General features: G+C 61.5%; 17 protein-coding genes. 5 read left to right on the forward strand and 12 right to left on the reverse strand.

Going from position 1 to position 20,729, the window contains the following annotated elements; translation table 11 throughout:
• Positions 1 to 93 precede the first annotated feature (93 nt).
• The 4 genes from OLZ32_RS12840 to OLZ32_RS12855 all read right to left on the reverse strand — a co-directional run bounded on the left by OLZ32_RS12840 (position 94) and on the right by OLZ32_RS12855 (position 4,209).
• Positions 94 to 945, reverse strand: a complete 852-nt coding sequence (locus tag OLZ32_RS12840) for a DUF1365 domain-containing protein (RefSeq protein WP_003538846.1) — start codon at positions 943 to 945, stop codon at positions 94 to 96.
• The gene (locus tag OLZ32_RS12845; RefSeq protein WP_003538847.1) at positions 942 to 2,276 is read right to left on the reverse strand and encodes an NAD(P)/FAD-dependent oxidoreductase; all 1,335 of its coding nucleotides are present in this window, start codon (positions 2,274 to 2,276) and stop codon (positions 942 to 944) included. Before OLZ32_RS12845 ends, OLZ32_RS12840 begins: the two co-directional genes overlap by 4 nt.
• Entirely contained in the window at positions 2,273 to 3,724 is a 1,452-nt protein-coding gene (locus tag OLZ32_RS12850; protein ID WP_264421207.1) for a cryptochrome/photolyase family protein, read from the reverse strand. Before OLZ32_RS12850 ends, OLZ32_RS12845 begins: the two co-directional genes overlap by 4 nt.
• 158 nt (positions 3,725 to 3,882) lie before the next feature.
• Positions 3,883 to 4,209: a hypothetical protein gene (locus tag OLZ32_RS12855; RefSeq protein WP_003538855.1), complete on the reverse strand. Its 327-nt coding sequence runs from the start codon at positions 4,207 to 4,209 to the stop codon at positions 3,883 to 3,885.
• 213 nt (positions 4,210 to 4,422) lie between these two features.
• On the opposite strand from OLZ32_RS12855, the gene OLZ32_RS12860 reads away from it, so the two are divergent.
• On the forward strand, positions 4,423 to 4,740 hold the full coding sequence (locus OLZ32_RS12860; protein ID WP_003538856.1) for a hypothetical protein: 318 nt from the start codon (positions 4,423 to 4,425) through the stop codon (positions 4,738 to 4,740).
• Positions 4,741 to 4,855: 115 nt separating this feature from the next.
• Positions 4,856 to 5,533 (forward strand): HAD family hydrolase, encoded by a 678-nt coding sequence (locus tag OLZ32_RS12865; protein WP_264421208.1) that lies wholly within the window; start codon positions 4,856 to 4,858, stop codon positions 5,531 to 5,533.
• A 36-nt stretch (positions 5,534 to 5,569) separates the two neighbouring features.
• Here OLZ32_RS12865 and OLZ32_RS12870 read toward each other — a convergent pair whose 3' ends face one another.
• The 6 genes from OLZ32_RS12870 to OLZ32_RS12895 form a co-directional block, all read right to left on the reverse strand.
• Positions 5,570 to 8,227 (reverse strand): nitrate reductase, encoded by a 2,658-nt coding sequence (locus OLZ32_RS12870; RefSeq protein ID WP_264421210.1) that lies wholly within the window; start codon positions 8,225 to 8,227, stop codon positions 5,570 to 5,572.
• The gene (gene nirD / locus OLZ32_RS12875; protein WP_017960132.1) at positions 8,228 to 8,563 is read right to left on the reverse strand and encodes a nitrite reductase small subunit NirD; all 336 of its coding nucleotides are present in this window, start codon (positions 8,561 to 8,563) and stop codon (positions 8,228 to 8,230) included.
• Between the two features lie 4 nt (positions 8,564 to 8,567).
• Entirely contained in the window at positions 8,568 to 11,018 is a 2,451-nt protein-coding gene (gene nirB, locus OLZ32_RS12880; RefSeq protein ID WP_011651608.1) for a nitrite reductase large subunit NirB, read from the reverse strand.
• A gap of 17 nt (positions 11,019 to 11,035) precedes the next feature.
• Positions 11,036 to 12,304 (reverse strand): MFS transporter, encoded by a 1,269-nt coding sequence (locus tag OLZ32_RS12885; protein WP_017991156.1) that lies wholly within the window; start codon positions 12,302 to 12,304, stop codon positions 11,036 to 11,038.
• Positions 12,305 to 12,785: 481 nt separating this feature from the next.
• Entirely contained in the window at positions 12,786 to 14,066 is a 1,281-nt protein-coding gene (locus OLZ32_RS12890; RefSeq protein ID WP_264421213.1) for a CmpA/NrtA family ABC transporter substrate-binding protein, read from the reverse strand.
• Between the two features lie 34 nt (positions 14,067 to 14,100).
• Positions 14,101 to 14,688, reverse strand: coding sequence for an ANTAR domain-containing response regulator (locus OLZ32_RS12895; protein WP_018241751.1), 588 nt, complete (start codon positions 14,686 to 14,688; stop codon positions 14,101 to 14,103).
• A gap of 334 nt (positions 14,689 to 15,022) precedes the next feature.
• Here OLZ32_RS12895 and OLZ32_RS12900 point away from each other — a divergent pair, with 334 nt between their 5' ends.
• From OLZ32_RS12900 to OLZ32_RS12910, 3 genes are all read left to right on the forward strand, one after another.
• Positions 15,023 to 16,855, forward strand: coding sequence for a TRAP transporter large permease (locus OLZ32_RS12900; protein WP_264421215.1), 1,833 nt, complete (start codon positions 15,023 to 15,025; stop codon positions 16,853 to 16,855).
• A gap of 13 nt (positions 16,856 to 16,868) precedes the next feature.
• The gene (locus tag OLZ32_RS12905; RefSeq protein WP_264421217.1) at positions 16,869 to 17,867 is read left to right on the forward strand and encodes a TRAP transporter substrate-binding protein; all 999 of its coding nucleotides are present in this window, start codon (positions 16,869 to 16,871) and stop codon (positions 17,865 to 17,867) included.
• A 291-nt stretch (positions 17,868 to 18,158) separates the two neighbouring features.
• Positions 18,159 to 18,818, forward strand: a complete 660-nt coding sequence (locus tag OLZ32_RS12910) for a peroxiredoxin (RefSeq protein ID WP_017991164.1) — start codon at positions 18,159 to 18,161, stop codon at positions 18,816 to 18,818.
• Between the two features lie 64 nt (positions 18,819 to 18,882).
• On the opposite strand, the gene OLZ32_RS12915 is transcribed toward OLZ32_RS12910, so the two are convergent.
• Both OLZ32_RS12915 and OLZ32_RS12920 read right to left on the reverse strand, forming a co-directional pair.
• On the reverse strand, positions 18,883 to 19,653 hold the full coding sequence (locus OLZ32_RS12915; protein ID WP_130655259.1) for a gamma-glutamyl-gamma-aminobutyrate hydrolase family protein: 771 nt from the start codon (positions 19,651 to 19,653) through the stop codon (positions 18,883 to 18,885).
• Between the two features lie 241 nt (positions 19,654 to 19,894).
• Positions 19,895 to 20,617: a glutathione binding-like protein gene (locus tag OLZ32_RS12920; protein ID WP_264421221.1), complete on the reverse strand. Its 723-nt coding sequence runs from the start codon at positions 20,615 to 20,617 to the stop codon at positions 19,895 to 19,897.
• Between the last annotated feature and the right edge of the window lie 112 nt (positions 20,618 to 20,729).

Raw genomic sequence — 20,729 nt, forward strand, 5'->3', positions numbered from 1 at the left:
TCGAAAGCTACCGCATAATTCCTGAAATCGAAACAGATTTAGCAGTTCAAAATGTTACTGGGTCCGTTGCGCGGGGCGCGCGGCGCTGTAATGTCATTCCGCCGCGTCCGCAAGTGGGCGGGGTTGCCGGATGCTGACTTCTGGCGGAGGCGCCGGACGCCTGACGTAGCGCGCGCCCTTCAGCCACAATTTCAGCGCTTCCCAATGGATGCCGGCAATGATCTTCAAGGTGAGGAAGGGGATGCGCGCCGTCAACCCCAGCAGCGAGGCGCTGGTCAACGGCACCTGCCGTCCGGAAAATGTCGCCGAGAGCAGCGGGCCTTCGTTGTCGTTTTCCAGGATGCGCCACCGGATTTCGGCACCGGGCGGCAGCATGCGGAAATGATAACGCGCCGCCATGCCGATGAAGGGCGAGACATGGAAGAGCTTGTCGCAGCTCTGGCGAAGCCCGCTTTCCGACATCTCCCCATGGCCGACCGGACAGATATAGCTGTGTCGCTCGCCGAAAGTATTGCGCACCTCGTAGATCATGGCGACGACTGCACCACCGGCATCATAGGCGTGATAGACGGAAAGCGGATTGAAGACATAGCCGAGAATTCGGGGATAGCAGACGAGCAGGATCCTCTTCGCGCGGTCGAGCCCCGCCTCGGCGAGCAGCCGGTCGGCATAGGCGCGCAGCGACGTGTCCCCGGTTTTTGCATGGTCCTTCTCATGAAACGAGACGAGATTGCGTCTGTTGACGGAAAACAGCGTCGATAGCCCGCCGGCCTCGTCCAGCCTGTCGAGATCGACAAGCAGCGAGAAGACGCGGTAGCGGAAGCGATGGCCGAACGGCTTCATCCGTTGGTGCATGATCTCGCCGACATAGAGCGCTGCCGCGGCATTCGGTGGGGCACCGTTGGCTACCGCGTTCATGCCACGTTTTTCGCCGCGCCTTGTCATGCCGCCGCATCCGGTTGGGGTTCCCACGAGGTTCGGACAGTTCGCCAGGGTATGATCCCGCCCAGGGCCGCCGCCGCCGCCAGACCGGAAACGAGACCATCCTCGTGGAATCCGTAGCCCGTCCAGGCACCCGCAAAATGGCAATTATTCTGTCCTTGAATGGTCGTGAGCGCTTGTTGCGCGCCCATGGCTTCCGCCGAGAATTGCGGATGTTCATAGGTGAATTCGGCAAACACTTTACGGGGGTCCGGCTCGCGGTCGGGATTGAGGGTCACGAATAGCGGGAATTTCTCGTCGATGCCCTGCAGCCGGTTCATCCAGTAAGTCACGGCGACGTCCGCGTTTCCATCTTCACGGCTGGAGCGCAGATAGTTCCAAGAGGCCCAAACCTTGCGCCGCTGCGGCATCAGCGTTTGGTCGCGATGCAGGACGACGCGGTTCGGCTGGTAGGGAATGGCAGCAAACAGCCTGCTTTCCCGATCGGTGGCATCGACGAGCAGGCGGGCTGTCTGATCGCTGTGGCAGGCGAAGATCACCTTGTCGAACGAGTGTTGGCTGCCCGTTTCGTCGATGATCGTGACGCCGCGCTCGGAGCGGATGACCCCGCGCACGCCGCAGGAGAGTTTCACGCGTTCGCCGAGCGGCCGAAGCAGACGGTCGAGATAGGTGCGGCTGCCGCCGGTCACCGTGCGCCACGGGTGCTGCCGGCGATAGATCAGCCGGTGATTGTCGAAGAAATTGACGAACTGCTCAGCGGGAAACTGCAGCATGCGGGCTGATGGTGTCGACCAGATCGCCGCCGCCATCGGCACGAGATAGTTGTTGGTGAAACCGGGCGAAAAGCCGCGCCAGTCAAGATAATCGCCGATCGAGCGCGAGGCGAGATGACCGGCGGTGCGATCTTCGAGGCAGGTGCGGTTGAAGCGGAGGATCTCGCGGATCATCCACAAGAACGAGGGCCGCAGCAGGTTGCGCTTCTGCGCGAAGATCGAGGACAGTCCGCCGCCGCTCCATTCCAGTCTGCCGCGGTCGAGCGAGAGCGAAAAGCTCATATCGCTTGCATGCGTCGCGATGCCGAGTTCGGCAAACAGCGCCGTCAGATTGGGATAATTCTGCTCGTTATAGACGATGAAGCCGGTATCGACCGCAATTTGAACCCCATCGTAATCCACGTCGACCGTCGCCGTATGGCCTCCGGCCCGCGCCTTGCTTTCATACAGCGTAACGTCATGCACCTGACACAGTGCCCAGGCTGCGGAGGCGCCCGAGATGCCGGAGCCGATGACGGCGATCCTCAGCCGGCGTGGAGCGGGACGGAAGTGTGCGTTCATGCGGCATCCCTCGTTGCGCTGTAAGCGGCGAGCGCCCTGTTGCGGGCGTTCGCGTGATCGACGATCGGTTTTGGATAGGTTTGGCCAAGCGTGATGCCGGCCTCGTCGAGCATGCTCGTCGGCGCTTCGAACGGCCGGTGGATGTATTTTGCCCCGAGCTCTCGAAGCTCCGGCACGTAAGTCCTTACATAGTCGCCGTCGGGATCGAATTTTTCGCCCTGCAGCACCGGATTGAAGATGCGGAAAAATGGCGAGGCATCGGCTCCCGAGCCCGCCACCCATTGCCAGCTTGCGGCATTGTTGGCGGGATCGGCATCAACAAGCGTATCCCGGAACCAGGCCTCGCCCCGGCGCCAATCGATCATCAGATCCTTGATGAGGAAGGAGGCGACGATCATGCGCACGCGATTGTGCATCCAGCCATGGCGCCAGAGCTGGCGCATGCCGGCATCGACGATCGGATAGCCGGTCATGCCGCGGCGCCACGCCTGGAAATCCCCGCTGTCGTTGCGCCATTCGAAACCGTCGAAACGATCGTTCCAGTTGGCAGAGGCAAGACGCGGAAAATGGAAAAGCAGGTGATAGGAAAATTCGCGCCAGGCGATCTCCTTGCGAAAATGCACGATGTCGGCTGCTGGCACGCGTTGCGACAGGCCGCGTGTGGCATCCCAGATGCGGGCAGGGGATATTTCGCCCAGCGCCAGATGCGGCGACAGCATCGACGTCGTCGGCCTCGCTGGATAATCTCGGTTTTCCTTGTAGCCGTCGAGCGCGTCTTCGACGAAGGCACGTAACTTTTCGTGCCCGCCCTCTTCGCCGGGTGTCCAGAGATCGGCAAAATCGCCCGCCCAGTCCGGTTTCGCCGGAAGCAGCTTCCAGCTCTCCAACGTTTCCGATTTCGGAAATTGCGATGTCAGCCGCAGTTTTGCCGGCGCCTCCAGCGGCGGCTCCGGTTCGCCGCCGCCCTCCAGCGCGCGCCAGAATGGCGTGTAGACGCGATAGGGCGTGCCGTTGCCGGTCATCAGACGGGAGGGTTCGTGCAGCAACTGGCCGCCGAAGCTTCTCACCTCGATCGCCTGCTTTTCCAATTGGTGCTTGATACGGATGTCGATCGACGTTCCTGATGGATCGTAGCGCCGATTCCAGAAGACGGCGTCGGCACCGCTTTCCTTGATAAAGACGCAGAGCACTTCGAGCGCCTCGCCGCTTGCAAGCACAAGCCGTCCCTGTCGCTTGCGCAGCGACCTGTCCAACGCTTTGAGTGAGTGATGCAGCCACCAGGCCTGCGCAGCACCCAGCGGACCGGTGCCTGCCGTCTCAGGCTCGCTGATATAGAGCGGGATAATCGGCCGCCCGGAACGATGGGCGGCGGTGAGTGCCTGATTGTCGTCAAGGCGCAGGTCCTTGCGAAACCAGAGGATGACCGGTTTTGCTGCGTCCTTTGCCAATGAAGCCGTTCCCCGCTTGTGTTCTTTTCAACCCGCTACGCATGTACGGAACGCCCGGATCAAAAGTTTCATCTGGTGGGAAAAAAGCTCTCACGGCTGTCGGCGGCATGAAAAAGGCCGGTGTGAACCGGCCTTTTCCAAGAGTGGCAGTCTGTCGCCTAGTTGTCGTATTCGCGGCAGGCTTCGCTGATCGATGCGCCGCTCTGACCGCCGCGCGTGTCGACGCCGGACATCTGTTGCGGCATGCCGGGGCATTCCATCGTCTGCGGTCGGCCGATGCTCTGTGTCGTCGTCGGATCGACCGGCGAGACGGTTACCGGACGAATGCCGTTGTCATCGTTGGTGTAATCGGATGAATAGGTGCCGGAACCGGGATCGGTCGAGCCGCCATTCGTTGGCCCGATCGGACTCGGGTTAGACTGGGCAAAAGCCGACGACGCCATGCCGATCGCGAGCAGCGAAGCGGCAATAAGGGATCTAGACATGGGATATCCTCCTTGGATTTTCATCTTGGATGACCCTGGGGTAACTGTCTGATGGAATCATTGTTCCGAAATTTGCAGAAAACCTGCATTCAAGCTCTGCGGCATACCCGGCATGGTTATGCGTAAACCTTAACGGGCGATGTCGCTGGATCGGCGCCAGCACATGTCCTACTTGCATGCGGAGATACTAAAAAACCGTGGCATGAGGCCGCTATGTTCATCTCCTTTCGCGAAGCCGCAGATCTCGGTCTCCAGATCGTGCTTGCACTCACCTTGACGATGAGTGGCATGGCGGTCGCCTCCTACGCCGTCAGGAATGACAAGGCTAAAATTTCGGCAATCGACGTCAGCCGTCCCTCACTCTGGACCGCTGCTCCCGTGCGCGTCGACCTGACCACGCAGACCTACCTGCGTGCCGATGCTCCAGCCGGGCTGGAACTCGCCAGCGGCACGGATGATCTGTGCCACGATCCGATCGGCCTTCGACTCTCCTGCAACCTGATCACCACGACCGCCAGCACAGCCTTCTAGGCCAAAGCAGTTTGGGGCGGTCACTCGTTGAGCCGAAAGCTTGCAAAACACAACGATTTGCCGTTTCATCAATCGATAGCGACCATCCGACATCCCTCCTTAAAAGGATCCGCCTTTGTCCCTGCCGATGCCCCGCGGCTTCGAGAAGCCCTATGCCGCCTTCCTGTTCGATATGGACGGCACCATCCTCAATTCGATCCGTGCGGCCGAGCGTGTATGGAGCGACTGGGCAAGGCGTCACGGGCTCGATGTCGCCACCTTTTTACCGAAGATGCATGGATCGCGTGGCATTGACACGATCACCCGGCTGAACCTGCCTGGAGTCGATCCCGAACATGAATCGAAGCTGGTGACCGAGGCCGAAATCGCCGATGTCAGCGACGTCGTTGCCATTCCCGGCGCCGCGACCTTTCTGAGTTCACTGCCCCCGGATCGCTGGGCGATCGTCACCTCCTCGCCGTTGCGCCTTGCTCACCGGCGGCTGGAGGCGGCAGGCTTGCCGGTGCCGAAATTCATGGTGACGGCGGAGGACGTGAAGGTCGGAAAACCTGACCCGCAATGTTATATCCTCGGGGCCGAGCGCCTCGGCGTCAGCACGCAGGACTGCCTGGTGTTCGAGGATGTCGCAGCCGGCATTACCGCCGGCGAGGCGGCGGGCGCCGATGTCATGATCATCACGGCAACACATCACCAAAAGATGGAGACGCCGCATCCGACGCTTTCATCCTATGACGAGATCTCGGTCCGCATCTCCTCCGATCACAGGATGCTGATCGTCCCGAACGCGGCCTGACGGTGCTCGGCTGCGTCCTGCTTGCTTCTGTGCGGTTCACTCCGCGGCTGCGGCAAGACAGCGATCGATGATGCTGCCGATTTCGCTGCGGCAGGAGCCGCAATTGGTTCCAGCGCTGGTTTCCTTGCCGACCGCTTCGACGCTGTGACAGCCGCCGCGTACGGCAGCCGCGATCTGGTTGACCCCGACGCTGAAGCAGGAGCAGACGGTGGCGCCCGGATCCGGCCTGCCTGCTCCCGGACGACCCGCAACGAGCGCAAAGCGTTTTCTGAGGTCGCCATGTGAGGCGGAGAGCTGCGAAATCGCCCAGTTGCGCGCGACAGCGACGGGTTCGCGGGCCAGAAACAGCGCCGCAAGCAGGACCTCGCCATCGAAGAAGGCGAGCCTGAGGTCGCCGGATTGCCGGTCGGCATAACCAAGCGGTTCGATCTCGGCCGGAATGGCGAAAACCGCCCGGCACCAGGCCGTCCAGTCTTCGACGTTGTCGCCGAAGGCAAGCTCCAGCCGCCAGCCGCCGGCGGCTTTCGCCAGCGCCCAATAGGCGGCGTCGAGCGTGGCGGGTTTTGTGGCGGAGACGGCGAAACCGTAGTGGGTGGCGCGGAAGGGCCGGACGGCGACGGCAATGTTCTTCGATGCCGGCTGACCGGATACGGGGTCGGTTATCGGCGCGACGACGGCGTCGATTCGCGCTCTTGCGGCGAACTGGTCGTTCCAGTGCATCGGCGCAAAGATGCCGCCGCGCGCCTGGCGATCGGTCACCAGCGCCCTGACGATTGCCTTGCCGTGGGGGCTGTCGATCTCGACGAGGCCCGCGCTTGATATACCGGTCTCGATCGCGTCGCGCGGATGGATCTCGGCAAAGGGTTCGGCGATATGGGCGGAAAGCCGCGCGCTCTTTCCGGTTCGCGTCATCGTGTGCCACTGGTCGCGGATGCGCCCGGTATTCAGCGTGAAGCGGTACTCGGCATTGGTGCGATCGGTTGCGGGCGGTTTGACCGCGACGAAGCGCGCCTTGCGATCGGGATGGAAGAAACCGCCCTCGGCGAAGAAACGGGTGATGCTCGGTTCTGTCCCTGTCGCCTGCGGCCACTGGAAGGGCGACAGTTCGTCATAAGCCCCGCCGCTCATGCCGGCGCGCGCGCCGATGTCGAAGTCGCGGCTGCCGTTATTTTCGAAGGCGGAAAGCGCGGCGTGCTCGTCGAAGATTGCGGCCGGCGCATCAAAATCGAAGGCGGCGGCAAATCCCATGCGGCGTCCGACCTCCGCAAGCTGCCACCAGTCGGCCCTTGCATCGCCGGGGAGATCGAGAAACGGCCGCTGCCTTGAAATGCGCCGTTCGGAATTGGTGACGGTGCCATCCTTCTCGCCCCAGCCGAGCGAGGGCAGAAGCACATTTGCGTGCCGGGTCGTATCCGTTTCTTTGAGGATGTCCGACACGACGACGAAGGGACAGGCGGCGATCGCGCTTTCGACGCTGTCGGCATCCGGCATCGAGACGACGGGATTGGTGGCCATGATCCACAGCGCCTTGATACGTCCGTCGGCCACGGCTTGGAACATGTCGACCGCCTTCAGGCCGGGCTTCGCGGCGATGACGGGCGAGTTCCAGAAGCGCTGCACGCGGTCGCGGTCCTCGGCATTTTCGATCGCCATATGGGCGGCAAGCATATTGGCGAGACCGCCGACCTCGCGCCCGCCCATGGCGTTCGGCTGGCCGGTCAGCGAAAACGGTCCCATGCCGGGGCGACCGATGCGGCCGGTCGCCAGGTGGCAGTTGAGGATGGCATTGACCTTGTCGGTGCCGGAGGAAGATTGATTGACGCCCTGGCTGTAGCAGGTCACGACCTTAGGCGTCGTCTCGAACAGGCGGAAGAACTCCCTGATCTGCATGGCGGGCAGGCCGGTCCGTTCCAGGAGATCGTTGATATCGAGCGCGGCGGCGGCCGCAAAAGCATCGCCGAAACCTTCGGTATGGGCGCCGATATAATTCTGGTCAATTGCCGGACTGGTCGCGAGATGGGCAAGCAGTCCCATGAACAGCGCAACGTCGCCGTCCGGGCGGATGGCGAGATGCAGGTCGGCGATGTCGCAGGTCATCGTCCGCCGCGGATCGATGACGACGATCCGCATGTTTGGCCGCGCCGTCTTTGCGGCGGCAAGCCGCTGGTAGATGACGGGATGACACCAGGCAAGGTTGGAGCCGGTCAGGATTACCAGATCCGCAAGTTCGATATCCTCATAGGTCCCGGGCACCGTATCGGCGCCGAAGGCGCGGCGATGCCCCGCCACGGAAGACGACATGCAGAGCCTTGAATTGGTGTCGATATTGCCGGAGCCGATGAAGCCCTTCATCAGTTTGTTGGCGACATAGTAATCCTCGGTCAGCAACTGGCCCGAGACGTAGAAGGCAACGGCGTCAGGCCCGTGTTCGGCGATCGTTTCAGAAAAACGGCGGGCGACCAGATCAAGCGCCTCGTCCCAGCCGCTCCGTTCGCCTTCGATCTCGGGGTGGAGAAGCCGGCCATCGAGATCGATGGTTTCGGCAAGGGCTGAACCCTTCGAGCAGAGCCGGCCGAAATTCGACGGATGCTCCGTATCTCCTTTGACGCTGACTGCGCCGGCCTCGTCGACCGTGGCGATAACGCCGCAGCCGACACCGCAATAGGGACAGGTGGTCTTGACCTCAGCCGCCATCTATTCCGCCGCCATCATCAGGCTTTCCAGGGCGATGAACAGCCTGCCGTCTTCGTTCAGCACCTGTATCGTCCGGACCTCGCCTTCGTCGGCGCCGAGCGCCTTGCCTGTTTCCAGCGAGATAACCCAGTTGTGCAGCGGGCAGGTGACTGACTTGGCGTGGACGATGCCCTGGGAGAGCGGGCCGCCCTTGTGCGGGCAGTGATCCTCGATGGCGAAGACCTCGTTTTCGGCCGTGCGGAAGACGGCGATCTTGCCTTGCGGCGTCTTCACGCAGCGCGCGCCGCGCAACGGGATGTCGGAGATGTCACCGATTGCGATCCAGTTCATGTCCATCTCCTTATTCTGCAGCCTGCGGATAGCCGATCGTGGCCATCGGCTTGAACTCATGCTTGTCCTTGCCGGAAACACGCTCCGACCAGGGATCGACCTGAGCAAATTTCTGGGAGAAGACGAAGCGCTCGTAATAGGCTTTGCGCTTTTCGGCATCGCCCATGATCTGGCGGCGGATTTCCTCCAGGCCGATGCGCTTGGCCCATTTGTAGATGCGCTCGAGATAGCGGGCCTGCTCGCGGTACATCTGCGTCAGGGCCACGATATACTCCAGCGCCTCGTCCTCGGTGCGGACAAGACCAAGGACCTCCGTGCCCTTGATGTCGAGACCGGCCGCACCGGCGAAATGGATCTCGAAACCGGAATCCACGCAGATCACGCCGATGTCCTTGCAGGTTGCTTCCGCGCAGTTGCGCGGGCAGCCGGAGACGGCCATCTTCAGCTTGGCCGGCGTCCAGGAGCCCCACATGAACCTTTCGATGCGGATACCGAGGCCGGTGGAATCCTGCGTGCCGAAGCGACACCAGTCCGAGCCGACACAGGTCTTCACGGTGCGCAGACCCTTGGCATAAGCCTGGCCGGAGACGAAGCCAGCCTTGCCAAGATCGGCCCAGACGGCGGGCAGGTCTTCCTTTTCGATGCCGAGCAGGTCGATGCGCTGGCCGCCCGTGACCTTCACCATCGGGATCTCGAACTTGTCGACGACATCGGCGATGGCGCGCAACTCGTTCGAATTGGTGACGCCGCCCCACATGCGCGGAACGACGGAGTAGGTGCCGTCCTTCTGGATGTTGGCATGCACGCGTTCATTGATGAAACGCGACTGGTAGTCGTCGGCATATTCGTCCGGCCAGTCGCAGACCAGGTAATAGTTGAGCGCCGGCCGACATTTGGCGCAGCCGCAGGAGGTCTTCCATTCGAGTTCCTGCATGACGGCAGGGATGCTCTTCAGACCCTTGGCCTTGATCAGCCGGCGAACGTCGTCATGGCCGAGTTCGGTGCAGGTGCACATCGGCTGTACCGCAGTCGGATTGTAGCTGTCGCCGAGCGTCAGCGCCATGAGTTGTTCGACGAGGCCGGTGCAGGAACCGCACGAGGCGGATGCCTTCGTGTGGGCGCGTACGTCGTCGAGTGACGTCAGCCCCTTGCCTGAAATCGTCGAAGTGATCTTGCCCTTGCATACGCCGTTGCAGCCACAAATCTCCGCGTCATCCGGCAAGGCTGCAACGGCCGCCATAGGGTCCAGCGGCGACCCTCCCTGATAGGCCTGTCCGAAGATCAGCGTCTCGCGCATCTCCGAAATATCGGTTGCCTTCTTCTTCAGGTCATTGAACCAGGCGCCATCGGCAGTTTCGCCGTAAAGTACGGTGCCGATGATCTTATTGTCCTTCAGCACCAGGCGCTTGTAGACGCCGGCGCTGGCATCGCGCAGCACGATCTCCTCGCGATCGTCGCCATCGGCGAAATCGCCGAGTGAATAAAGCTCGATGCCGGTGACCTTGAGCTTGGTCGGCGTATCCGCATGAACGAAGGCGGGCGAGCGATCGCCGGAAAGATGCGAGGCGGCGATACGGGCCATTTCATAGAGCGGCGCAACGAGGCCATAGACCATGCCGCCGACCTCGGCGCATTCGCCAAGCGCGAGAATATCGCCGTCCGAGGTCTGCATGCCGGCATCGACGACGATGCCGCGATTGACCGCAATGCCGGCGTCCTTCGCCAGGCCCACACTCGGACGAATGCCGACGGCCATGACGACCAGCGTTGCCGGGATGATGCGGCCGTCGTCAAGCTCGATGCCCTCGACCTTGCCGTTGCCGACGATCGCCTTGGTATTGGCCTTGCAGATGACCTTGATGCCGCGTTCCTCGACCGCCTTCTGCAGCAGATAACCGGCGGCCGGGTCGAGCTGGCGTTCCATCAGCGTCGGCATGACATGCAGCACGGTGACGTCCATGCCGCGCTGGGCAAGGCCGGCCGCTGCTTCCAGGCCAAGCAGGCCGCCGCCGATGACGACGGCCTTTTCGCGCGACTGGGCGGCAAGCAGCATCGCCTGCACGTCGTCGAGATCGCGATAGGTGATGACGCCGGGCAGATCCTTGCCGGGAACGGGAATGATGAAGGGCACGGAACCGGTTGCGATCACCAGCTTGTCGTAGCTTTCGGTGACGCCGTGGTCGGAGGTCACGGTCTTGGCGGCGCGATCGATGTTGACGATCTTGTGGCCCTTGTAGAGCATGATGCCGTGCTTGATGTACCAGCCGTCACCGTGAATGATGATCTGCTCGTAGTCCTTTTCTCCGGAGAGAACCGGCGACAGCATGATGCGGTCGTAATTGACGCGCGGCTCGGCATTGAAGATCGTAACTTCATAGCGACCCGGCGCCTGCTCGAAGAGGTGCTCCAGCATGCGCCCGGGCGCCATGCCATTGCCGATGATGACAAGTTTTTCGGTCATATTTCCAGGTCCTTAGATCAGGTTGCAGCCACGGGCGCCGAGTGCCCTTGGCGCGACAGTTGCTTGACGGACAGGTGCATCCAGATGAGAGAGATGACGACGATCGCAAAGAGCAGCAGGAAACAGCTGGACCAAAGGCCGGTCATGTCCTTGAGGAGCCCAAAGGCAATCGGAAGGATGAAACCGCCAAGGCCGCCCATCATCCCGACGACGCCGCCGACTGCGCCGACGTTTTCGGGGTAATAGGCCGGAATGTGCTTGTAGACGGCAGCCTTGCCGAGGCTCATGAAGAAGCCGAGCACGAAGATGACGACGATGAAGATGACGGGGGTGATGCCGAACGCCGGACCCGTCCCGGACCCAGAAGCAGCCGGCAGCGAAAGGATGAGGGTGGCCACGGCCGACACGGCAAGCATCATATACATCACGCTGCGCGCGCCCTTCTTGTCCGATAGTACGCCGCCGAAGGCGCGGAAGATGCTGCCTGGGATGGAGTAGGCGGCCGCGACCATGCCGGCGGTTTCCAGGTTGAAGCCGTAGACGCCGACGAGGTAGCGCGGCAGCCACAGCGACAGGGCGACAAAGCCGCCGAAGGCGAAGAAATAGTAGAGCGAGAAGCGCCAGACCTGAACGTTCTGCAGCGGTGCGAATTCCTGCGCGAAACTCTTGGAGGCAGCGCGGCGTTCGCGGCGCAGACGGAAGGCCGGATCATCGGTCGTGGTGAACCAGAAGACGATTGCCATCAGCGCCAGACCGACGGCCCAGATTTCCGCAACCGCCTGCCAGCCCCATGCGAGCAGCACGAAGGGAGCGGCAAACTTGGTCACGGCCGCGCCAACATTGCCGGCACCGAAGATGCCGAGCGCGGTTCCCTGCTTCTCCGCCGGGAAGAAAGGCGAGACATAGGCGACACCGACCGCGAAGGAGCCGCCGGCGAGGCCGACGCCGAGGCCGGCGATCAGCATCTGCGTATAGGTCTGGGCGTAGGAGAGCAGAAAGGTCGCCAATGCGGCGGCCAGCATGGTGAGCGTGTAAACGAGACGGCCGCCGTAACGGCCCGTCCAGATGCCAAGGACGATGCGCACCAGCGAACCGGTGAGCACGGGGGTGCCGACCAGCAATCCGAACTCGGCCTCGTTCAGGCCGAGATCCTGCTTGATGCGAATGCCGATGATCGCGAAGATCGTCCAGACGGCAAAACAGAGGGTGAAGGCTACAGTGGAGATCCACAATGCCTTGGCTGGTTCGCCTGCGGACATTGGCTGTGATTTCTCGATGACAGACATAACTTCTCCGAGGCCCGACAAGGTCGTGCCGATCCATCGCTGAGGGTTAAAACAAAAAGCCGCTGGTCAGGACGCGCATACCCGAGGCGCGCGAAATATCCTGATCAGCGGCTTTGCTGGTGGCGCCCGCCGTTGGACGCCGAATTCTTGGGCCTTCTGGCCCGGTTGCCTGGAGGCAATCCGTCGGCCGGATTGTTCAAGCTAAAACCTACCTCTTCAATCCGAAGAGCAATCTCTGTGTCTTCCGTGAGCGTCTATCGCGCACTCACTCTGCGCTGATCGTCATTGACCGGTGCTTTAGAGACCATGCAAACTGCGTGCCAGTTTTGTGATCTACGTTTAATTCACTGAATACAAATGATATTTTACGAAACACGCCGCCTGCTTGTTTTTCGGGCCGCCACTCGCTCATGCCAATATTTTGTGCGCTTGTCGTGAGGCGGGCAGATGCTTGCTGGCGTTTTGTGCAGGCCGGCATCGGTTAGACCTCGTCGTCGGAAACGAAGGCGAGGGTGCTTTTGACGGCAAAACCTGCGACATAGTCCGGCAGTCTCGCCGGGTCGAAGATGTGGCCGTCCATGAAACGGTCGCCCTCGTCACTGCCCTCGATGCGGATATCGGCATCTTCAGGTGCGTTGTCGTCACCGAGAGCCGCGCGATAGAGATCCGGGCGGTAAGCGGATGCTGCGGCCCTTGCCATGTTGAGGCTGATTTCGGCCTGTCCCCAGCGGATCATCTGGCTGTAGATCCAAAGCGCCTGGCTTGGCCGGGGATAATTGGCGAAGCCGGAATGGAACATGAAATAATCGGTGACGATGCGGCGGTTGCCCTTTGCGTCGAGGCTGAATTCGCCGGCGAGTACACGGCGAATGATCTCGACGGGGGCAGCGATATAGCGCGGGTCGGCAAGAGCTGCCGCCAGTGCATCGTGATTTTCCGGCCGGTCGCACCACTGGGCTGCCGCGTCGAGCGCCACGATCAGCCGGGAAACGGTTTCCGGATGGCTTTCCGCCCAGTCCGGCCGCATGCCGATCACCTTTTCCGGTGCCGACGGCCAGATATCCTGTTTGGCGGCGACGATGCGGCCGACGCCGCGCTCCGAAGCGACCATGTTCCACGGCGCGCCGACGCAGAAACCGTCGATCGCACCGGCTGCCAGCGCATCCGAAGTCATGGGCGGCGGCACGACCACGAGCTTGACATCCTTGTCGGGATCGATGCCGCCGGCTGCCAGCCAGTAGCGGAATTCGTAATTGTGCGAGGAGAAGGGGTAGGTGACCGCGAAAGTCGGCAGCGGCTCGCCGCGGGCCTTCATTGCCGCCAATGTTTTTGCCAGGGCGCGGGCATTGTCGAGCGCGCTTGCCGTTTCCTGCAATCCCACGTCATCCCGCATCCTGTCGAAGAGCCGCGTCGACAGCGTGATGGCGTTGCCACCACGCCCCAGCGAAAATGGCGTGATGGTCGGCGAGGGATTGGAGCCGAGGCCAAGCATGGAGGCGACGGGCATCGGCGACAGCATGTGGGCAATGTCGAACTGGCGGAATGCCAGGCGGTCGCGCACATTCGCCCAAGAGACGTCCTTGACGAGATCGAGCGTCAGGCCTTCCTTCCGCGCGAAGCCGAATTCCGCCGCCGCAATCAGCACCGATGCATCGACGAGCGGAATGAAACCGGCCCGCAGCACTTTCGGTCCTTCGTTGTTCACCCGCACGGGCGAGGGCAGCTCGCCGCCGGAGTTGGAGGTCGTAGTCATCATATCCACTCCGGTTTCCTCCGGAAATTCATCAGGTCGGCCATTACATCAACAGCCCTGCGGCAGTGACGACGCTCTGGGCGATTTCCGACATCTTCTTCTTTTCGTTCATCGCTGTCTGGCGCAACAGGGCGAAAGCCTCTTCCTCCGACAGGCCGCGCATCTTCATCAATATGCCCTTGGCGCGCTCGACCAGCTTGCGTTCCTCCAGCGCGGAGCGGGCATCGGCAAGCTCCCGCCGCAGCCGGTTGAAGGCATTGAAGCGGCTGACGGCCATGTCGAGGATCGGCTTGACGCGTTCCTTCTTCAATCCATCGACGATATAGGCCGAGACGCCGGCATCGACAGCTGCCTCGATCGAGGCCGTGTCGGAGCGATCGACGAACATCGCGATCGGGCGGCTGACGGTGCGCGTCAGCTGGAACAGATGCTCCATCATGTCGCGGTTGGGATTCTCGATATCGATGATGATCACGTCGGGCATCAGCGTTTCAATGATTCGCGCGATGCCGTTGACCTCGTGGACCACGGTGACGCGCACATGCCCTGCCTCGCGCAGGCCTTCTTCGATGATGGAGGCGCGAATGGCATTTTCGTCGATCACCAGAATTGTCAGATCGAGATGCGTCATTGCTATACTCATGACGCACTGCAACAATTTTGGCAAGCGCGCCCGCCTTAAAAGTGTGCATAAATGCATGTGCGCAAAAAATAATCAAAATGCCGCTTTTGGGCGCAGTTATAGTCTCGCATACATTCTAATCCGATCAACGGCTGACGTCGATCTGTTGTCTTTTCCTGCATGCGGCTGCTTGAGGAAGTCTGTTGTTTCAGCGAAAAGGTGCAGCCGCGGTTCGGTCTCAGCAGGGAGTCTCGAAGGCGCGCAATGACACTTGGTCGATACTCGTCGATCGCGATCTTTTGATTGTCAGAACGCCGGATCCTCATGGCGGAAGGTAAGTTCAGTGGCTACCGGCGAAATTCATCCGATTGAACCGACTACTCCGGATGACCGCATGGCGGCACGCGCGCTGAGGCTGGTCGAAGCAGTTCTCGGCATTGCCGCGGCAGTCGTTCTCGCCGTGCTGCTCTTCATGGTCCTCGTCACAGTCTGCCTGCGCTATTTCTTCAGCGCCGGCTTCATCGGTGCCGAGGATCTCGGCATCTGGCTGCATGTAGGCCTGATTGCGCTCGGCGCGCCGCTCAGCCTCAACAGCGCGCTTGCCATGCGCCTCGACGTCTTCGTCAAAATGCTGCCGGAAAGCCTGCAGAAGGTCACGCCGATCGGCGCCGACGTCTTCACCGTGCTTTCGGCGCTGATTCTGAGCTTCGGCGGCAGCGAGATCATGACGATGCTTGGCGGCGTGTCGCCGACGCTCGGTGTGCCGGAATGGATCCGCTTCGGCTTCCTCGGCACCAGTGGCGCGCTGATCCTCGTCGTGCTGCTGCTGCAGCGCATCGCCGAAGGCAAGATCCTGCCGGTTTTGCTCTCGCTTGCCGTCGGTGTCGCGCTCTATGCCGGCATCCCGCATGTCTCGCTCGATCTCGACTGGCCGCCGAGTATCTTCCTCGGACTGATCGCCGCGGTCGGGCTCGTGCTTGCTGCGCCGCTGCCGCACGCCTTTCTTGCCGCAGCCTATGTCGTCATCGCCTTCGGCAGCAGCCTGCCCGAGCCGGCGATCGTTTCCGCGACCGTCACCGGCATATCGAAATTCCTGCTGCTCGCCATTCCCTTCTTCCTGCTCGCCGGCGGCCTGCTGACGGCCTCCGGAGTCGCCAACCAGCTCGTGCGCTTTGCCGCCGCCATGGTCGGTCATCGTAGGGCCGGGCTGGCGCAGACGACGCTGTTGACCAGCGTCCTCTTTTCCGGCGCCTCCGGCTCGTCCGTCGCAAATGCCGCCTTCGGCGCCTCGACCTTCCAGCCCGAGCTGGTCAAACACGGCTACCCTCCGGCGCAGGCGGCGGCAATCATCGCCTCGACATCAGTTCTCGACAATGTCATCCCGCCGTCGATCGCATTTCTCATCCTTGCGACCGCCACCAATCTTTCCGTCGGCTCGCTGCTCTTCGGCGGCTTCTTTGCCGGCGGCCTGATGGCCATATGCCTGGCGGTCGCCATCCATCTGACCGTACGTGAGCAAGTGCCCTTGCCGCGCGCAAACGCGAGACAGCGCTGGCAATCGGCGGTCCAGGCGATCCCAGCTTTCGGGCTCGGCGTCATCGTCGTCGTCGGCATCCGCATCGGCATCGTCACGACCACGGAAGCCGCCGCTCTTGCTGCTTTCTACACGCTGCTGCTCGGCATCGGTGCGCGCCTCGGCATTCTCTCGTTCTATGCCGCCTTCCGCCAAGCAGCAGTCGAAGCGGCGGCGATCGGCCTTCTCATCGGCACGGCCGGCCCCTTTGCCTTTTTGCTGGCGGTCGATGACGTGTCGGGACTGATCTCGCACCTGACGACAGTGCTCGGCGGCAGTGCGCTTGCGGTCATCCTGCTGTCGAACGTCATCCTGCTGGTGATCGGCCTCGTTCTCGATATCGGCGCCGCGATCCTGCTCTTCGGCCCCATCCTGCTGCCGGCAGCGGTTGCCGCCGGCATCGATCCCATTCAGTTCGGCGTGATCATCGTCGTCAACCTGATGATCCACGGACTGACACCGCCGCTCGGCATGCTGATCTTCGTCGTCAGCGGCGTCACGCGCATTCCCGCCTCAGAGCTCTTTCGGGCGGTCGTTCCCTATCTGCTCGCTCTCCTGGTCTCGCTCGCAATCCTCTGCGCCTGGGCCATCATCTTCTCGTAAACAGGACAACCCCATGGACAATTTCAACCGACGTAATTTCCTGAAGACCGCAGCTCTCGCTGGAACGGCGCTTGCAGCGCCCGCCTTCGTCCGCACGGCCGCCGCCCGCACGACGACGATCACGATCGCCTCGCTGCTCGGTGACGACAAGCCGGAAACGAAGATCTGGGTGAAGATCGGCGAACTGGTCGAAGCGAAACTTCCCGGCCAGTTCAAGTTCAATATCGTCAGGAACGGCGCGCTCGGCGGCGAGAAGGAAGTGGCCGAAGGCGTGCGCCTCGGCTCCATCCAGGCCAGCCTCTCGACGGTCTCGTCGCTCTCCGGCTGGGCGCCGGAACTGCAGATCCTCGATCTGCCCTTCCTCTTCCGCGATGCCGACCATGTCCGCAGGACCGTCGCCGGCGATGTCGGCGCCGATCTCAAGCAGAAACTGCAGGCGCAGAATTTCGTCGTCGGCGATTTCATCAATTACGGCGCCCGCCATCTCCTGACCAAGGAACCGGTGGCGCGGCCGGAGCAGCTCAAGGGCAAGCGCATCCGTGTCATCCAGAGCCCGCTGCACACCAAGCTCTGGAGCGCATTCGGCACGACGCCGATCGGCATTCCGATCACCGAGACTTATAATGCGCTCGCAACCGGCGTCGCCGACGCGATGGACCTGACCAAGTCGGCCTATGCCGGCTTCAAGCTCTATGAGGTCGTGCCCGATATGACCGAGACCGGCCACATCTGGGCATCCGGCGTCATCTATTATGCCTCGACCTTCTGGGCCGGCCTCAATGACGAGCAGAAGGCGGTGTTCCAGCAGGCTTCCAGCGAAGGGGCCACCTATTTCAACCAGCTGATCGTCGATGACGAATCCAAATCCGTCGAGACCGCACTTGCCAACGGCGGAAAGCTCTTGAAGCCGGAAGCCTTCGAGGAATGGCAGAAGGGCGCCCAGGGCGTGTGGGACGATTTCGCGCCTGTTGTCGGTGGCATCGACAGGATCAAATCCGTCCAGGCCGCCTGAGCAAGCGGCGGCGGTTCTCCTGCGGTTTTGAACGGGGACCGATGGAAAACCGTCGGTCTCTTCATCGCACGCACTTGCCGGAAAAATAATGCCGGAGCAGGCCGGAAATCGAAAGAGCATGCCTTCGGTGATCGTGGTATATAACTTACTTAAAATCCTGGAATGGGAAGTTTTTACCTTCGGCCGGTGCGATCCTGTTGACCGCAATCTCGCTACCGCTTCCGGCGCACGGATCCCATGGCCTCGATTTGAGATAAACAACATTGAACACAAGGCTTTGGAGGGCCGACCATGAGCTTACGCATCAACGATATTGCCCCCGATTTTACCGCCGACACCACCCAGGGACCGATCAGCTTCCATGAGTGGATCGGCAACGGCTGGGCCGTCCTGTTCTCGCATCCGAAGAATTTCACGCCGGTTTGCACGACCGAGCTCGGCGCCATGGCCGGCCTGGCCGGGGAATTTTCCAAGCGTGGCGCCAAGGTCATCGGCATCTCCGTCGATCCGGTGGAAAGCCATGCCAAGTGGAAGAACGACATCAAGACCGCCACCGGTTTCGACGTTGAATATCCCTTGATCGGTGACAAGGACCTCAAGGTCGCCAAGCTCTACGACATGCTACCGGCCGGCGCCGGCGAGAGCTCGGAAGGCCGCACGCCTGCCGACAACGCCACCGTGCGTTCGGTCTTCATCATCGGTCCCGATAAGAAGATCAAGCTGATCCTGACCTATCCGATGACGACGGGCCGCAATTTCAACGAGATCCTGCGCGCCATCGATTCCATCCAGCTGACGGCCAAGCACCAGGTAGCCACACCGGCGAACTGGAACCAGGGCGAGGACGTCATCATCACCGCCGCGGTTTCCAACGAAGACGCGATCACGCGTTTCGGCTCGTTCGATACGGTTCTGCCCTATCTCAGGAAGACCAGGCAGCCGACGGCCTGACTACTGCTTTCAAGCCCCCTAAGCCGCCGCGAAAGCACTTCGCGGCGGCTTTTTACTGATCAGACTAAGCGATGGCTTTATGGGCTCTCACCGCATCGCCGAATGCCTGAAACAGCGCACGATTAACAGGGTTGGTTTGCGGATCGTATTCGGCATGCCATTGCACACCGAGCGCAAATCCCGGCGCGTCCTTGAACCGTATCGCCTCGATCGTCCCGTCCTCGGCGATGCCTTCGGCAACGACTCTTTCGCCTAGGTCGAGGATGCCCTGCCCATGCAGGGAGTTCACCCGGATCGTCTCCCGACCGAGGATGCGTGCAAACATCCCGTCCTCTATAAGTCGAACGTCGTGACGATCGCCGAAAACGATGGCGGGGTCGGGATGGATCTCGCCGGTCTCAAGGCGCGGCATTCGGTGATTCATGCGTCCGGGCAATTCCCGGATTTCGGGATGTAGCGAGCCCCCGGCGGCGACATTCATTTCCTGAAAACCGCGACATATGCCGAAAATAGGAACGCCTTGCGCAACACAGGCTTCGATCAAAGGCAGCGCCAGCCCGTCACGATCCTCATCATAAGGCTCATGCTTGGGATCCGGCACCATGTTGAATCGGCTGGGATGGACATTGGCTCTGGCACCCGTCAGCAGAATGCCGTCGACGACAGCCAGTAGATCCGCGATATCGGCCAGTTTAGGATTGCCGGCAAACATCAGCGGCAACGCTTCGGCGACATCGGCCACGGCCCGCAAATTGTTTTCTCCGACAAGCTGGGTCGAGAAGCGGCTTTCGATGATGCGGGCGTTCCCGATGATGCCGATTACAGGTCTTGCCATTGCTTGTCACACCCCAAGTCGCAACGCCTGCCACCCAAGCCGCCTGGCCCCTCGGGCAGGTGATTTGCAACGCCGCGAAACCGGAACCGGCCTCGGGCTGACTGCCGGCTCGGTTGTCACTATATGGTTATCCTTGGTCGCGATGCAGGTGCAAGAGCTTTTGCGACCGCCAAGGCAGGTCCGTTAAAAGCCTGAACAAGGCGAAGCTCGAAGAAGCGAGTTTCCTTGGCCGGGCCGGTGCTCAATCCGGAACGGGAAGGGCGCGTTGGTTGTAGAGGATCTTGCGGATGCGCGCCTGTTCCTCTTCGGAGAGCTTGCTGTTGTCGGTGCCGAGATCGGCGCCGACCGCAAGACCGCGCTGGACGCCGGGCCTTGCGCCAACCTCCTCGAACCATCGCTTGAAATGCTTGAACTCGTCGATGTCCTGACCCTGTGCTTGCCAGTTGACGGTCCAGGGATAGCTGACGATGTCGCCGATGGTGAATTTGTCACCGGCCAGATAGCGCCGGTCGCGAAGCCGCATGTTGAGAACGCCGTAAAGTCGGTTGGCTTCGTCGGTGAAGCGCCGCACCGCATAGGACTGATCGCCTTCGCGATCGCCAAGGCGACGGAAATGACCGGCCTCGCCGAGTTTCGGCCCCTGGTTCGCCATCTGCCAGATCACCCATTGCGTGACCTCGTATTTGCTGCGCAGATCCTGTGGCCAGAATTTGCCGGTCTTCTCGGCGAGGTAGAAGAGGATCGCGCCGGATTCGAAGACGCTCAACGGACCGCCGCCATCGGCAGGCTCGTGATCGACGATGGCAGGCATGCGGTGATTGGGGTTAAGTCTGAGATAATCAGGCTTGAACTGGTCGCCCCGGCCGATATTGACCGGCACCAGCCGATAGGGCGTACCCGTTTCCTCCAGGAAGATCGAAACTTTCTTGCCGTTCGGCGTCGGCCAGTAGTGGAGATCAATCATCTGCGTATCCTCGTTTGCTCGGGATTTCCTGGCAAACAGGATGACGCTACGACCATGGCAGGTCGAATATGTTTGTTCCAAAATCCATGGCGAAATTAGAAACCTGTGACCG

Origin of the sequence: Rhizobium acaciae (genome assembly GCF_025941625.1) — a bacterium.
GTDB classification, from domain to species: Bacteria; Pseudomonadota; Alphaproteobacteria; order Rhizobiales; family Rhizobiaceae; genus Rhizobium; species Rhizobium acaciae.

What these genes read in the sequence shown, in the direction of transcription:
- OLZ32_RS12840 (WP_003538846.1), bottom strand. Translation starts at nt 945, where the DNA reads ATGACAAGGCGCGGCGAAAAACGTGGCATGAACGCGGTAGCCAACGGT.
- OLZ32_RS12845 (WP_003538847.1), bottom strand. Translation starts at nt 2,276, where the DNA reads ATGAACGCACACTTCCGTCCCGCTCCACGCCGGCTGAGGATCGCCGTC.
- OLZ32_RS12855 (WP_003538855.1), bottom strand. Translation starts at nt 4,209, where the DNA reads ATGTCTAGATCCCTTATTGCCGCTTCGCTGCTCGCGATCGGCATGGCG.
- OLZ32_RS12860 (WP_003538856.1), top strand. Translation starts at nt 4,423, where the DNA reads ATGTTCATCTCCTTTCGCGAAGCCGCAGATCTCGGTCTCCAGATCGTG.
- OLZ32_RS12870 (WP_264421210.1), bottom strand. Translation starts at nt 8,227, where the DNA reads ATGGCGGCTGAGGTCAAGACCACCTGTCCCTATTGCGGTGTCGGCTGC.
- nirD (WP_017960132.1), bottom strand. Translation starts at nt 8,563, where the DNA reads ATGGACATGAACTGGATCGCAATCGGTGACATCTCCGACATCCCGTTG.
- nirB (WP_011651608.1), bottom strand. Translation starts at nt 11,018, where the DNA reads ATGACCGAAAAACTTGTCATCATCGGCAATGGCATGGCGCCCGGGCGC.
- OLZ32_RS12885 (WP_017991156.1), bottom strand. Translation starts at nt 12,304, where the DNA reads ATGTCTGTCATCGAGAAATCACAGCCAATGTCCGCAGGCGAACCAGCC.
- OLZ32_RS12895 (WP_018241751.1), bottom strand. Translation starts at nt 14,688, where the DNA reads ATGACGCATCTCGATCTGACAATTCTGGTGATCGACGAAAATGCCATT.
- OLZ32_RS12905 (WP_264421217.1), top strand. Translation starts at nt 16,869, where the DNA reads ATGGACAATTTCAACCGACGTAATTTCCTGAAGACCGCAGCTCTCGCT.
- OLZ32_RS12910 (WP_017991164.1), top strand. Translation starts at nt 18,159, where the DNA reads ATGAGCTTACGCATCAACGATATTGCCCCCGATTTTACCGCCGACACC.
- OLZ32_RS12915 (WP_130655259.1), bottom strand. Translation starts at nt 19,653, where the DNA reads ATGGCAAGACCTGTAATCGGCATCATCGGGAACGCCCGCATCATCGAA.
- OLZ32_RS12920 (WP_264421221.1), bottom strand. Translation starts at nt 20,617, where the DNA reads ATGATTGATCTCCACTACTGGCCGACGCCGAACGGCAAGAAAGTTTCG.